The sequence below is a fragment of the Burkholderia sp. AU45251 genome (genome assembly GCF_030482905.1).
In the GTDB taxonomy this organism is placed as follows: Bacteria; Pseudomonadota; Gammaproteobacteria; order Burkholderiales; family Burkholderiaceae; genus Burkholderia; species Burkholderia aenigmatica.
Genome location: NZ_JAUJQH010000001.1, coordinates 163,188 through 176,466, shown reverse-complemented (window position 1 = coordinate 176,466; position 13,279 = coordinate 163,188). Strand labels below are relative to the sequence as shown.

Below are 13,279 nucleotides of genomic sequence, written 5' to 3'. Positions count from 1 at the left end.
CGTCGATTTCGTCATGTCGATTCACCCGGTATGCGGTCAGCGAAAGCCAGGCGACACCGATGCCGCGCGATGCCGCTTCGAATGCGGCGCGTTACTTCGTCGTGTACCCGCCGTTGATCAGGATGGTCTGGCCGGTGATCCACCAGCCGTCGCTCACCAGATGACGAATGAACGGCACGACGTCCTCGATGTCGGTGAGGCCCGTCGCGCTGAACGGCGACAGCGCGGCTGCCGTCTTGTGATACGCAACCGCATCCTCGCCCTCGGCAGGATAGAAGAACGGCGTATCCATCGGCCCGGGCCCGACGGCGGTCACGGAAATGCCCCGCGCGCCGAATTCCTTTGCCGCCGCGCGCGTGTAATGCTCGACCGGCGCCTTCGTGCCCGCGTATGCCGCGTAGAACGGCGTGAACGCACCCAGCAACGACGTCACCAGCGTGACGATCTTGCCGTTGTCGTTCACGTGCTTGCCGGCTTCCCGCAGAAAGAAAAATGCCGACTTCGCGTTGACCGCGCTCATTTCGTCGTACTCGGCCTCGGTGATCTCGGTGAACGGCTTTTTCAGGACCTTGCCGACCGTGTTGATCGCGATGTCCGGCCGCCCGATCGCCGCTATCGTGTCCGTGAACAGCTTCTCGACCGCGCCCGCGCTCGTCAGGTCGGCCTGGAACGCGACCGCCTCGGCGCCGGCGGCCCGGATCGCCGCGATCGTGTCGACCGCATCGGCCCTCGAGCGCTCGCTGTTGTAATGAATCGCAACCGCTTTCGCGCCCTGCTGGGCCAGATCCCGCGCGATCAGTCCACCGAGATTCTTGGCGCCACCCGCGATCAATACCGTCTTGCCCGTAATCTGATGATCCGCCATCTCCACTCTCCGAGTTTCCGGAAACACGCCGCCTGCATCGGTCGATGGGCAACACTATTCCGCGATTGATTAAAAGCAGGCGCTCTGAACGATTGAATCACGCACGCTAACAATCCCAAATTCATGGCGGCATGACGTACCGATTTAGAATCAATCAGCGAGCGAAAAAATAACGCAGGCAGCGCACCGTGCGCCGGAAATCCTACATCTAGCGGCAACTATAAATTTCCATAAAATCATCGGATTTTTCTGAAAGACGACAGCGTCGTGCTGCGGAACAATCGAGCCGCCTTCAGGCAAGAAAATGCGGCTTTTCTTCAGACAAACCCCGACGCAACGCCGCATCGTCGTTCAGGGTCTGCGTCGCTCAGATGAAAACGTCATTCTTTCGCGCAGGTCCCACCGCCCATGAACGAAATCATTCGTCACTTTCAGACGACCCGCTGCATATCCCAAGGCTATCTGGAGGCCATCGATATCTCGAAACCGCTCAACCGCCACGATATTTTTGACGTATTGGCTCGGAACGTCGCGGTGTCGTACCTCGAGAGCAGATTCCCCCTTCCCGTTGGCTTCGATCTGATGCAGCAATTGGTGAGGTTGTCGAATTTCGACTTGTCGTCCTACACGTGGGACATATTCGAGGCTTTCGCGTGCGGCGCCTATCGCACCGACGCCTATCCCGTCGATCTGGATCCTGCGGTCCATCACACGATACCGCGCCTGCACAAGGTACTAAGCCTTCGTCGCGACAGCTTTTTCGCAACGCAAGCAGCCAACCTGCACACAAGTTGAAACCGGTCGAAAGCCGGTTTCCGTCGGTGGCTCATCCGGCATGACTACTTTCTCCTGACGCTGGAACATCTGGCGAACGGGTCGAATTTTTATCATGCTCCTGCGCGGCATCAGGGCGACTCTGACGTCGCTCCGATGCCGCTTCCCCTGCGTCGTAAGCACGCGCCTTACTGAGGTACGACACAAGGTTGCCCCTGCGACTGCACGACGATTTGGTCGGACAGATGTATCCGGTTCGCGAGATCGATTACGCCGAACTGGAAATTGAAACTTTGATAAAAATTCTTATCCGTCGAACTCGGGATCGACTCCCTCTTGAAGACCATCGCCGTTTCACCCGGATTCTTTATGATCTGATTTTCTTTTGGAATCCAGGCATCATCCTGCCAAATCGAAGCGACCAACTTCCATTCCGGATCGACCGACTGTGCCTGCCCGGCCGCCGAACTCAACGTTGAAACGTAGTTCGACACGGTAATCTGCCCCGACTGCCCTTCCTGAACCAGCAGGAAACCCCGTTCGGATCTGCCGTCGACTATCTTCGTGACGGGAATCACATATTTCGCATCACTCTCGACTGCCGGCGTGGTCGTCGGAATCATGGAAACAGGTACGCCATTGATCATCGGAATCCCACCGTTACGATTGAACTTCACCTCCCTGAAGTCGTCTGGGTCAAAATTGACATCGCCTGCCGAGATCGGTGACGCGGCATCGATACTGAACATCGCAGTCACATAGTCGCTTGCATCCTTGCTTCTCCAGTAGGTAATCTGCGCCAGCGGCGTTTCCGTTTTCCAGGTGCCGAACAGCGAAGCGTACGAAGACACGACATCTCCGGTACAAACCGGCTGGCTGATGTTGATAGTCACATCCAGCGCCGTTGCAAGCGCCTCGGCATAGTCGCCGATAAAATTCCGATACCCGCCCTGCCACGTTCCGAGCGACGCGTAATACTTCAATTTGGCGGGATCATAGATCGACATGGCCGGCATGAAGATGTTCAACCCGGCCACGTCTGCGCGCGCAGAGCCGACACGCTGATACACAACCGCATTTCTAATCCGTTCCCCAACGACTGCATCGTTGGCAGTCAACGGCGGTTGCAAGCCCGTCAACCCTCTGGAAAGTTGCAGCAGATCCACGACGTCTGTTTTGGCGATCCAGTCGGTCGAGAACGACTGAATGTGTGACCGTATATCGGCCATTTTGGTCGCAAGATACTTTCCCGATCCAAGCTCGTCACCCAACTGATTGACCACCTGAAGCAGAGGATCGACCTGCTGAAGATCCGTGACCGAGAAAGTAAAATCGACCGTTGATATTCGCTTTTCAGTCACATCATAGTAAGCGTCGGCGATCAATTTCCCGAGCGCCAATCCGTCCATGCGGGGATTGTTCGCGAGGCCTGAAGCGATCGCGGCGTAATCCCAACTGCCGTACTCGAGATCCTCCGACGCAGCCAGATAGCGCCCGAAGGGCTTCATGGCCGCCGCCACCTCGACGCTCGCCATCATGCAGGCGTCGAATCCGATCAGATCGAAAGTCGCACCGGTTGCACTTTTCGTGTTCTTGAAGGCCGCAACCATCTGATCGAGAGACAGGTGCGAGTCCCCGCTCACGGAATATCCGAATCCGTCATAGGCACCGCCATGGTCATTCAGGATCACTGCATAGCGTTGAGCCGGATAGGTCTTGATGCCCCACACCAGGAAATCCTGCAGCGTATCCGGCTTCGTCAGATCGGCTTGTGCGGAGGGATCATCGAGTTTCGTCCGTCGACCGCCGGCGATGAGCCAGCGCTGCGTCTTCGTCCATATGACATCACCATGGCTTTCGGTCCCCGCCCCGGTGGTCACGACAAACCTCACCTGATTACCGGCGCTTGTCGTGGTCATCTGATCCAGACTGGCCTGAGCCGAATCCGTCAGATTGGACCCGATCAGGTACACCAGGACCGTACGACTGGCCAGTCCGGACGAGTCGATTTCGTTATCTCCGCCACCGCAAGCAGCCAGCATGAGACCGAGCAACGCACCGGCGAGATACATCGATACGAACTTGCGCACACGTCGCGAAATGACCGTCATCTTTTACCCCCGTATTCCAGATCGATATTTCGGCTGGACGAGCGTAATTGACAATCCACGTCATTTCTTTCAGAAAACTTGTGGGAAATCCTGAAACTGCAAGCCCGCTAATGGCATCGGTCGCTTTGCGACGGCTGCCGGGCAAGCATGCAGGAGGCCGCGCTTGTACCGGGTGCATCCGACAACTCAAGGCCAGCGTACTCCGGCTCATCCGCAGCCCCTCGAATGAACGCACGCAACATTCGATAGCCAGGGCTTGCCGACGTACTGACCTCAAACCTCACCCATCGTGGTCTGAGGCGTGTTCTGGTCGCAACGAAATGCATCGACGCGTGCCACGGTAAAATTCTCTCGCTTCATTCAGCCCCATCCATGTAGGCTACCTGTAGGCAAGCCTTGCTTACACGGGCCAACATCGATCAACATAAAATCAAGCAGTCGACTACAAAAGCCATTGATTTCGCTACACTTTTTTTCACCCGGACAATGATCTATTCGCTCGCCACCACCTACATCCGGGAACTCGAGATCCGCAAGAGCCGCTTCATCGCGTACGCAATTCCCGTCGAAGACCGCGACGCGGCGATGCAGGCGCTGCAACGCCTGCGCGACGAGCATCCGGCCGCCACCCACGTATGCTGGGCACTGCTGGCGGGCGGCCAGTCGGGCATGTCGGACGACGGCGAGCCGTCGGGCACTGCAGGCCGTCCGATCCTGGAAGTGCTGCGCCATCACGATCTCGACGGCGTGCTCGGCGCGGTCGTGCGTTACTACGGCGGCGTGAAGCTGGGCGCGGGCGGGTTGGTACGCGCATACACCGATGCCATCGCGTCGGCGCTGCTCGATGCCGAGCGCGTCGAACGCATCCGCTACACGCGGCTCGCGATCGAGATCGGCTATCCCGAGGAGGCACGCGTGCGCCGCTGGATCGAACAGGCGGGTTATGAACTGGTGGGCAGCGCGTACGGGATGACGGTGAAGCTCGTGATCAAGCTGCCCGAGACCGCCGACGGGAATGCGCGAACCGAGTTGTTCGACCTGACGCAAGGCCGATCGGGCTTTCCCGATCTGTGACGAACGGCAACCGCCCGCTCCGTCGCCCCGGCTATCTGCAATTTCCGCCGAAAAATCAGATACATCCGATAGAAAAAACGCGCGCCGCCACTTGATCTCACTGGGTTCCCGGCGACTCGCGCCACATACGTCTTACCCGCAGGCCGGCACAGGCAGCACGCAACCGCCACCGGCCGCGGCGGCACGCCAAGGCCGGGCGTGCCGACGTGCGGTTCGTCGCGCGTCGCCACTCATCCAGACTCGGCTACGGGATAACGGACGCCTGCTCCAAGTACAGACACTGCAAGCCCAGCTGGCGGAACTCGATCGGCGCATCAAGGCGGCACGGCGCCGCGAACGCAGCGCGGTGCCGGCGCAGGTGCGCGAGCTCGTCACGCGCTACGTGCTGACCGCACGGGAAATCTTCGGGCAGGGTGACAGCCATCGTGCAAAGCTGTTCACCGTCGGCGTGAAGTATCGCGACCCGGCAACCGGAGCGACATGGAGCAGGCGCGACCGCACCGCGTTCCTGATCCGGGAGTAACGCGCGCCGCGTTGCACGGCGCGCCCCTTCATCGCTTCGAACCCGCCACGACCGCTCAGTAAGTATCCGGCACGATCATGTCGTCCGGCGTCGGCCGGCGGATGTAATCCTCGTGATGCTCGCGCGGCGGCAGGTCGATCGGCGCGTGCGGCACCTCGTGATACGGCACCTGTTGCAGCAGATGGTGAATGCAGTTCAGCCGCGCGCGCTTCTTGTCGACGGCCTGCACGACCCACCACGGCGCCTCCGGAATATGCGTGCGCTGCATCATCTCTTCCTTCGCGGCCGTATAGGCTTCCCAGCGGCGGCGGCTTTCCAGGTCCATCGGACTCAGCTTCCACTGCTTCAGCGGATCCTCGATCCGGCTCTGGAAGCGCACTTCCTGCTCGTGATCGGTGATCGAGAACCAGTATTTGACGATCTGGATCCCGCTGCGCACCAGCATCTTCTCGAACTCGGGCACCGAACGGAAAAACTCCTCGTATTCGTCGTCGGTGCAGAAGTTCATCACACGCTCGACGCCCGCGCGGTTGTACCAGCTGCGGTCGAACAGCACGATCTCGCCGCCGGCCGGCAGATGCGCGACATAGCGCTGGAAATACCATTGCGTGCGCTCGCGGTTGCTCGGCGCGGGCAGCGCGGCGACCCGGCAGACCCGCGGGTTCAGCCGCTGCGTGATGCGCTTGATCGCGCCGCCCTTGCCGGCCGCGTCGCGCCCCTCGAAAATGACGACGAGCCGGTGCCCCGTGCTCACGACCCAGTCCTGCAACTTCACGAGCTCGCCCTGCAGCCGGAACAGCTCGCGGAAATACTCCTTGCGTGCCTCGCGACGCTCCTGCGAGAACAGCAGGTCGTCGTTGTCGTCGAAGCGGCGGTCGTCGAGCTCCATCTCGAGCTCTTCGTCGTACGCGTCGACCAGATCCTCCTCGAAACGGCGCTGGCGCGCCTCCATCGACTCCATCTCGGTGAGGTTGTCGGTTCCGGTCTCGGTGCGGGTATCGTTGTCGCCCATGGGGCCTCCTTCCATCATTGACGCAGCCAAACTCCGCCATTATCCCAGTGTCGCGCGTCAAAATCATGAAATGAGGGCCGCCACGCCCGTCAGAAGCGGTACGCGAGCAGCACGCTGGCCAGCACGGGGTTCGCGGAGATATCGAACGTGTTCGACGCGAGCTGCCGGTTCGGCTGGTCGATATCCAGCGTAATCTTGGTCCGCAACGGGATATAGGTCACCATGCCGGTGATCCAGAACTGGCGCGTGATCTGGTAGCTCGCGCCGACGGTGAACACCGGCTCCCACACGCTCTTCACCTTCGCCGATACGTTGGTCTTCCCCGACAGCAGCAGGTCGCCGCCGGCATCCCAGATGCGCTGGAACAGCGACGGATCGAGCAGCAGCGACTGCAGGCTGCCGATGTCCCCGCCCGCCGCGAGCAGCCCGCCGAGCGACGCGAGCTTGCGCTGGAACACGGGATTCAGGTTCGTGTTCGTGAAGCGCGTATAGCTGATGCCGATGCCCGCGAACGGGCGGAAACGATCGTCGCGCTCGCCAAGGTAATACTTGAACACGACGGACCCGAGCCACGCGCGCGTGGTCGCGAGCGGGTTGCTTTGCGTGTTCGCGAGATCGATCAGCGGCAAGCGCCCCTGGACACCCGAAAAAATCCGGTCGAGCGGCAGCGCGATACTGCCGTTCCCGCGTAGCGTCAGTACCGGCGGGATGCCCCCGCCGAGTTCGGCCGCCCAGTTCTCCGAGAAAAAGTGGGTCAACGTGAACGCCAGCGTGTTCGTATTGCTGAGCGACAGGCTCGAACCCTGGTTCTGGAAGCTGTTCAGCCCGAGTGCGTCCGTGTGCGTCGTCACGGGCGTCGATCGGCCGGTCGTGCCGACGAAATGCCAGCCGAGGGCGACCATGTTGCGGTCGTCGCCCATCAGTTGCGTCAGCAGCGGCGGCGCCTGGGCGGCCGGCAGATCGGGCAGCCGCGACGGGTCGATGGGATGCAGTTCGTACGGCATGCGGTCGGCGTGGACGACGCCGCGCGCCGGCGCGTCGTTCGCCGCCTCCTGCGCGGCGCCTGGCTTGCAGCCGGTGCCGGCGTCACCGCCGCCGTCATCGAAGCCGATGCCGGCCGCGCCGTCGTCGCGCGTGGCCCCGCATGTGTGCCCCGCCCCGCTGGTTCGCTGGCCGAGCGTGATCTTGCGCGCCGTCAACGGGACGGCGTCGGGTTGCGGCCCACCGCCCGAATCGTCGCGCCCGCGGCGGGCCGGCCCCGCATCGGTCGCCCACGCGCTCGCATCGAACCCGTCCGCGTCGCCGCCCGGCCAGAAGCCGATCCCGTCGGCCCCGGCCTGCCAGCGTGGTTCGGCGTCGCCGTCCGGCTGCGGCGCGCCATGCGCGGCGGCCGCGCAGGCGAACAGCGTCGCGCCGAGCCAGCGCGACAGCGGACGCACGGCGCCCGGCCGCGCGCGGCGGCGGTTCTTGTCCCGGCTCACCATCGGCTCAGGCCGGCACGCCGAACAGGCGTTGACGGATCCGGTACAGCGGCTCGAACAGCCATTCGAGCAGGCTGCGCCGCTCCAGCACGATGTCGGCCTTCAGCATCATCCCGGCCCGCAGCGACAGCGGCCGCCCTTCGAATGCCGGCGCACGGTCGGCCAGCTCGACCCAGGTCTTGAAGTAGGTCTGAGGCGTGGCGGCATCGCCCGGCAGGTTCAGTTCCTTCGCGGAAAACGCGACAGGCGAGATCGACAGCACCTTGCCGCGATACGTGCCGAACTTCTCGACCGGATAGCTTGCGTACGCAACCTTCACTTCCTGCCCCTTCTTCACGAAGCCGGCCTTCGACGACGGGATGTAGACCTCGGCGATCAGCCCGTCGGCCTTCGCGGGCAGGATCTCGACGACGCGCGTGCCCGGCGGGTCGATCACGCCGCCCTGCACGACGTCGAGCCGCACGATCTGCCCGTCGGCCGGCGCGTACAGCACCTGGTTCACGTTCTCGTCGATGTTGTATTCCTTCGCGTTCAGCTCCTCCTGCTTGATCTTCAGTTCCGCGTTCGCGCCGTCGTACTTGCTCTGCATCGTGTCGAGGTCGCCGCGCAGCTTCATCGCGTTCTTCGCGAGCTCGGCGCGGCGCAGCAGCAAGTCCTGGTACGCCTGCCCGGCCTGCAGGTACTGCGTGTTGACCTGGTTGTACTGCTCGAGCGTCACGACCTGTTCGTCGAGCAGCTGCTTCACGCGCGCGCGCCGTTCGCCGTACTCGTCGACGATGCGCTTCTGGTCCTGGATCTGCCGGTCGATCAGCCCGCGGCTCTCGCCCTGCGCGGCGATCTGCTGGTTGATCTGCTGCACCGACGACTTGTATTCGAGGCGCGCCGCGTCGATCTGCTGCGTGACCTCGACGCGCTGCCGGTCGAGCGCCGCGCGCATCCCCTGCACGTTGTTCGCCTGGCTCACGAAGCTCGTGTCGCGCGTCACCGCCAGCAGCCGCTGGCCGGCCTTCACGTGCTGGTCCTTGCCGACGTAGATGTCGCGCACGGCCCAGCCCGGCGGCGCGCTGACGCCGATCAGCCCCGAGCGCGGCGTCAGCATCCCCGACACGCTCTCGGTGTTCGCATAGCTCAGTTCGACGAGCGCAATCACGAACATCGCGAACATCGTCAGCGACAGATAGCAGAAGAACCGCATCGACACCGGCACGTCGACGACGCCGTGGATCACGGTGCCGAAGGTCGTGCCGCGCGCGAGCTTGCGCGACGGCTTCTGTTCTCGGAGGGCGGAGTTCCAGGTCGGCATGGGGCGGGCTCGTCAGGAGCGACGCCGTGCGGCCGCATCGAGCAGCGGCGCCGGCATCAGGTAAGGCGTGAAGTGTTCCCAGAAATGCCACTGCTCGGGCTGTTGCACGAGCGCCTGCTCGAGCCGGTCGACGATGCGCTGGTGCGTCGCGCGCACGGGCGACGCGTCGTCGTCCGCGCCGAGCATCGGCGCGAGCGGACTGGCCGCGAGCTCGGTGAAATGCACCGCGCAGCGATCGCGGAACGGCACGCCCGTCGCATACGCGACGAGCAGCGGAATGCCCTGCTCGACCGCGAGCTTCACGCCGCCGCCGGCCATCCGCACCCAGCGGCCGCCGAGCCGGCAGCGGTTGGTCTTGCCGAACTTGCCGTGCAGGTCGGAGAACAGCAGGAACACGGGCGCCTCGCGGCGCAGGCTCGTGATCAGCCGGCGCAGGTGCACGCGCTCCTCGATGTCGATGAATTCGACTTCGCCGGCTCCGTATTCGGCGACGAGCCGCAGCGCATCGTCGAAGAACGCGCCCGGCGCATCGCGGTGCAGGATCACCATCAGCTTGCGGTCGTCGGGAATCATGAAGCGCAGCTTCGTGACGAACAGCATCAGGTTGCCGAAGTGCAGCCCCGCGAGCATCAGGGGGCCGCCGCGCGCGAGCGCCGCCTGCAGTTGCTCGTCGCCTTCGCACGCCATCCCGTCGATCATCGACTTCATCGCTTCGAGGCTGTGCGTACGCAGTTTGAGCCCCGCGAACTCGGCTTCGAACAGTTCGCGCACGATCGCAGCCGACACGTCCCGCACCCGTCGCGGATCGTCGTTCAGGTGTGCGCTCAGCATGTACGCAACCGCGCGCTCGATCGACTCGCGAATGCACGGAAAGCAGCGCAGGCATGCGCCCGAGCACCAGCGCATCAGCCGCAGCCCGCGCGCGGGCGAGGTGCGCAGCGCAACGGCACGCACCGCGCGCCGCACGAGGAACGCATACGAGAATGAATTGAACAGAAAGAGTCGTCCGAGCATCACCGCGTCTCCTCGGCCGAACGCCATGCGTCGGTCGCATCGGTCAATACGCCGTCCTGCATCTCGTAGATCCGGTCGACCATCGACAGGATCGACGCATCGTGCGTGACGAGCACGATCGTGCACGGCAGCGTCAGCACGTTGCGGCAGATCTCGTGCGTCGTCGCCTGGTCGAGGTTCGACGAAAATTCGTCGAGGATCAGCAGGCGCGGCTCGCAATACAGCGCCCGCGCGATCATGAGCCGCTGCATCTGCCCGGCCGACAGGAATTTCTGCGTATCGCCGAGCGGCGTGTCGTAGCGATGGTCGAGCCGCTCGATCTCGTCGTGGATGCACGCGAGCTTCGCCGCGTCGAACATCGCGCCGATCCGCGGCGCGGGCGCGAAGTTCGTGATGTTGTCGCGGATCGTCCCGCGAAACAGCTGGTCGGACTGCGTGACGGCCGCGAGATGCTTGCGGTACTGCCGCAGGTTCACTTCCGCGAGATCGACGCCGCCGACGAACAGCGTGCCGGGCTCGGGCCGCACGAGCCCGCAGATCAGGTTCAGCAGCGTCGTCTTGCCGCTGCCGGTGCGGCCGACGATCGCGATCTTGCCGCCCGCCGGCACGTCGAGCGCGATGTCGCGCAGGATGGGCCGGTGGCCGCCCTTCGGCGTGTACGACAGCGCACGGATCGACAGTGCGCCGTCAAAACCGTCGACCGGCCGCACGACCGCGTCCGGCGCGGGCTCCTCGGTCTCGGTCTGCAACACGTCCGCGACGCGGTCCATATGCACCTGCAACACCTTGCGTCGCACGTAGAGCTGGATCGAGTCGATGAACTTGTCGGCAAACAGGTTCTTGTACTGGATGAACGCGTAGATCACGCCGATCGTGCTCTGCCCATGCATCACGAGCCACGCGCCGTAGGTGACGATCACCAGCTGCTCGACGTGCACGATCCCTTTCGAGATCGCATCGAACAGCAACTGCAGCCGCTCCTGCTGGCGCATCGCCTGCAGCTTCTGCGTGAACGCGTTGACCCACAGGCTGCTGCGCGCGGTCTCGGCCGACAGCAGCTTGATCGAGTGCGCGGAGCGGATGTTCTCGATCAGCAGCGCGTCGGCTTCGGCACCGCGTGTGAGGATCTGCGACATCGCGTCCTGCAGTTGCGGCTGGATCGCGAGCCGGCTCAGCGCGAACAGCACCATCCCGGCCAGGCTGATGCCGGCCAGCACCGGGCTGTAGTACAGCATCAGCACGAGCGTCAGCGTGCAGGTGACGATATTGAGCAGCCCGCCGACCAGCCCGTCGACGAGAAAGCGCCCGACCTCCGACACCGACGACACGCGCGAGATCGAATCGCCGGTGTTGTGGAACAGGAAGTACCCGATCGGCAGGCGCGCGAGATGCCCGACCATGTTCGCCGACAACTGCTGCGACACGATGTTGCGCAGGTAGCTCTTGATGTTGCCGACGAGGTTCGCGTAGAGCGTGTCGAACAGGAACACGATCGCGAACAGGATCGTCAGCAGGTACAGGATGTCGACGTCGGTCTTCTTCAGCGCCTCGTCGATCGTCAGCTGCACGTACGACGGGCCGAGCAGCAGCAGGAGCTGCGCGGCGACGCCGCCCGCGATGCCGATCGCGAGGCTCTTGCGGATGCCGGTCAGCCCTTCGAGGTAGTCACGCAGACGGATCCGGTCGGCCTGCCCCGCCCGCGTGAAGCCGATGTCCGGATTCAGTTCGAGCGCATAGCCGGTGATGTGCGTGAGCGCCTGCGCGAGCGGCAGCTTCGTCTCGCCGAGTGCGGGGTCGACGATGTGCACGCTGCCATAGCCGACCTTCGTCAGCACGACATAGTGGTTCATCCCCCAGTGCAGGATGCACGGCGTCTTGAGCGCGTCGAGTTCGCCCGCATCGAACTGCAGCCCGCGCGCACGCAGGCCGAGATCGTTCGAGATCTCCATCAGGTCGAAGAACGACAGCCCGGAATCGATCCGGACGGGATAGCGGTTGCGCAGCGTGCGCAATGTCGTTTCGCGCCCGTGCCACGACGCGATCATCGCGAGGCAGGCCAGGCCGCACTCCGTCACCTCGTCCTGCAGGACCGGACGGACTTTACGCGTATTGAAGAGCATGGTCGGACACCCGGGGCGCGACGACGCGCCGCCCGGGCCTGCCGGTAGCGGGCCCGTGGCGGGTCGTGCGCGAGTCGCATGGGCGCAGCCGGCACGCTGCCGGCTGCGACGGAAGATCGGTGTTACCGGCCGCTTGGCGGGCCGCTCAGCGCGACGAGCCGAGCGACATCCGGAACTGTTCGACGGCGCGGGTCTGGTACTGGGTCATCAGGCCCTGGAGCGTGGACCCGATCGACTGATTGACGAGATCGACCGTATAGGCAGCCGAATTGGAGTAAAGCGACGCGCCGCCGCGAATCTGGCGGGCCTGTTCTTCCGTGATGTCTCGCATTTGTTATGGCCTTTATATTGTCGGAATGCCCGCCACCGCCAGCCAATTGCAATCAAAATGGCCGTTAACTTTATTACGGGGATAATCCGGCACTCCTGCCTCCTGATAATCGCCCGAACCGGAAATAATGTATTTCCGATTCGATTTTTCCACTGCGGCGATCGATTCTTTTCCTTCTGTTTCGCAGCATCTCGCGCGGGGGGCGCCTCCCCGCGCACGGCGGTTACTTGCCGGTGTTATTGAACGTCTTCGGGTTCTGCAGGTAATTGCCGAGGCTCGGCAGGAACTGGCCGAGCGCGGTCACCACCGGCGCGGCGTCAACAGCGAGGCTACCCAGCGAGCTGATCGCACCGCCGCCATGCACATTCCTGACCTGTTCCGTCGTCATGACCTTCATCATTCTCTCCTCGTAAAAAATAAAGATGATGCAAAGAACCTTCATTGAAAGACAAACGGCTTTTAATCCCTAGCGACTTGTTAATCTAATAATCACTGCGATTACGAGCCGAAATCAGGCTATCATGCGATCGCATCGGAATTCAATGGAGGACACACTCTTACAGGTGCGTTTTCCGATGCGTCACGGATGGCAGGCATTCACGCTGTTTGAATTTCAATTTCAAAACGTTTAAATCCCGCCGCAATGCGTTGCGGCACGGGCAGGAGACGGA

At 63.0% G+C, this 13,279-nt stretch carries 12 protein-coding genes; 3 read left to right on the top strand and 9 right to left on the bottom strand.

Translation table 11 applies throughout. The features are described 5' to 3' along the window. Positions 1–91: 91 nt before the first annotated feature. Positions 92–865: an SDR family oxidoreductase gene (locus QZM67_RS00770; RefSeq protein WP_301800267.1), complete on the bottom strand. Its 774-nt coding sequence runs from the start codon at positions 863–865 to the stop codon at positions 92–94. A gap of 408 nt (positions 866–1,273) precedes the next feature. On the opposite strand from QZM67_RS00770, the gene QZM67_RS00765 reads away from it, so the two are divergent. Then, positions 1,274–1,660, top strand: a complete 387-nt coding sequence (locus QZM67_RS00765) for a hypothetical protein (RefSeq protein ID WP_301800265.1) — start codon at positions 1,274–1,276, stop codon at positions 1,658–1,660. Positions 1,661–1,827: 167 nt separating this feature from the next. On the opposite strand, the gene QZM67_RS00760 is transcribed toward QZM67_RS00765, so the two are convergent. After that, positions 1,828–3,750 carry a clostripain-related cysteine peptidase gene (locus tag QZM67_RS00760; protein ID WP_301800263.1) on the bottom strand — a complete coding sequence of 641 codons (1,923 nt, stop codon included), beginning with the start codon at positions 3,748–3,750 and terminating at the stop codon, positions 1,828–1,830. A 486-nt stretch (positions 3,751–4,236) separates the two neighbouring features. Here QZM67_RS00760 and QZM67_RS00755 point away from each other — a divergent pair, with 486 nt between their 5' ends. Together QZM67_RS00755 and QZM67_RS00750 are read left to right on the top strand one after the other, a co-directional pair. Then, positions 4,237–4,824 (top strand): YigZ family protein, encoded by a 588-nt coding sequence (locus QZM67_RS00755; RefSeq protein ID WP_301800261.1) that lies wholly within the window; start codon positions 4,237–4,239, stop codon positions 4,822–4,824. A gap of 91 nt (positions 4,825–4,915) precedes the next feature. Further along, a complete protein-coding gene (locus tag QZM67_RS00750) occupies positions 4,916–5,347 on the top strand; it encodes an H-NS histone family protein (protein ID WP_301800259.1) in 432 nt (143 codons plus the stop codon). A gap of 55 nt (positions 5,348–5,402) precedes the next feature. On the opposite strand, the gene ppk2 is transcribed toward QZM67_RS00750, so the two are convergent. The 7 genes from ppk2 to QZM67_RS00715 form a co-directional block, all read right to left on the bottom strand. After that, positions 5,403–6,359 carry a polyphosphate kinase 2 gene (ppk2, locus tag QZM67_RS00745; protein ID WP_301800258.1) on the bottom strand — a complete coding sequence of 319 codons (957 nt, stop codon included), beginning with the start codon at positions 6,357–6,359 and terminating at the stop codon, positions 5,403–5,405. An 89-nt stretch (positions 6,360–6,448) separates the two neighbouring features. Continuing rightward, the gene (locus QZM67_RS00740) at positions 6,449–7,843 is read right to left on the bottom strand and encodes an OmpW family protein (protein WP_301800256.1); all 1,395 of its coding nucleotides are present in this window, start codon (positions 7,841–7,843) and stop codon (positions 6,449–6,451) included. Positions 7,844–7,847: 4 nt separating this feature from the next. Next, positions 7,848–9,143 (bottom strand): HlyD family secretion protein, encoded by a 1,296-nt coding sequence (locus QZM67_RS00735; RefSeq protein WP_301800255.1) that lies wholly within the window; start codon positions 9,141–9,143, stop codon positions 7,848–7,850. A 12-nt stretch (positions 9,144–9,155) separates the two neighbouring features. After that, the gene (locus QZM67_RS00730; protein ID WP_175022219.1) at positions 9,156–10,160 is read right to left on the bottom strand and encodes a hypothetical protein; all 1,005 of its coding nucleotides are present in this window, start codon (positions 10,158–10,160) and stop codon (positions 9,156–9,158) included. Then, positions 10,157–12,277: a peptidase domain-containing ABC transporter gene (locus QZM67_RS00725; protein ID WP_301800253.1), complete on the bottom strand. Its 2,121-nt coding sequence runs from the start codon at positions 12,275–12,277 to the stop codon at positions 10,157–10,159. The genes QZM67_RS00730 and QZM67_RS00725 overlap by 4 nt, the downstream gene beginning before the upstream one ends. Positions 12,278–12,422: 145 nt before the next feature. Beyond that, the gene (locus tag QZM67_RS00720; RefSeq protein WP_031396799.1) at positions 12,423–12,608 is read right to left on the bottom strand and encodes a hypothetical protein; all 186 of its coding nucleotides are present in this window, start codon (positions 12,606–12,608) and stop codon (positions 12,423–12,425) included. Positions 12,609–12,831: 223 nt separating this feature from the next. Then, the gene (locus tag QZM67_RS00715) at positions 12,832–13,005 is read right to left on the bottom strand and encodes a hypothetical protein (protein WP_006495012.1); all 174 of its coding nucleotides are present in this window, start codon (positions 13,003–13,005) and stop codon (positions 12,832–12,834) included. Between the last annotated feature and the right edge of the window lie 274 nt (positions 13,006–13,279).

What these genes read in the sequence shown, in the direction of transcription:
- QZM67_RS00770 (WP_301800267.1), bottom strand. Translation starts at nt 865, where the DNA reads ATGGCGGATCATCAGATTACGGGCAAGACGGTATTGATCGCGGGTGGC.
- QZM67_RS00765 (WP_301800265.1), top strand. Translation starts at nt 1,274, where the DNA reads ATGAACGAAATCATTCGTCACTTTCAGACGACCCGCTGCATATCCCAA.
- QZM67_RS00760 (WP_301800263.1), bottom strand. Translation starts at nt 3,750, where the DNA reads ATGACGGTCATTTCGCGACGTGTGCGCAAGTTCGTATCGATGTATCTC.
- QZM67_RS00755 (WP_301800261.1), top strand. Translation starts at nt 4,237, where the DNA reads ATGATCTATTCGCTCGCCACCACCTACATCCGGGAACTCGAGATCCGC.
- ppk2 (WP_301800258.1), bottom strand. Translation starts at nt 6,359, where the DNA reads ATGGGCGACAACGATACCCGCACCGAGACCGGAACCGACAACCTCACC.
- QZM67_RS00740 (WP_301800256.1), bottom strand. Translation starts at nt 7,843, where the DNA reads ATGGTGAGCCGGGACAAGAACCGCCGCCGCGCGCGGCCGGGCGCCGTG.
- QZM67_RS00735 (WP_301800255.1), bottom strand. Translation starts at nt 9,143, where the DNA reads ATGCCGACCTGGAACTCCGCCCTCCGAGAACAGAAGCCGTCGCGCAAG.
- QZM67_RS00725 (WP_301800253.1), bottom strand. Translation starts at nt 12,277, where the DNA reads ATGCTCTTCAATACGCGTAAAGTCCGTCCGGTCCTGCAGGACGAGGTG.
- QZM67_RS00720 (WP_031396799.1), bottom strand. Translation starts at nt 12,608, where the DNA reads ATGCGAGACATCACGGAAGAACAGGCCCGCCAGATTCGCGGCGGCGCG.
- QZM67_RS00715 (WP_006495012.1), bottom strand. Translation starts at nt 13,005, where the DNA reads ATGAAGGTCATGACGACGGAACAGGTCAGGAATGTGCATGGCGGCGGT.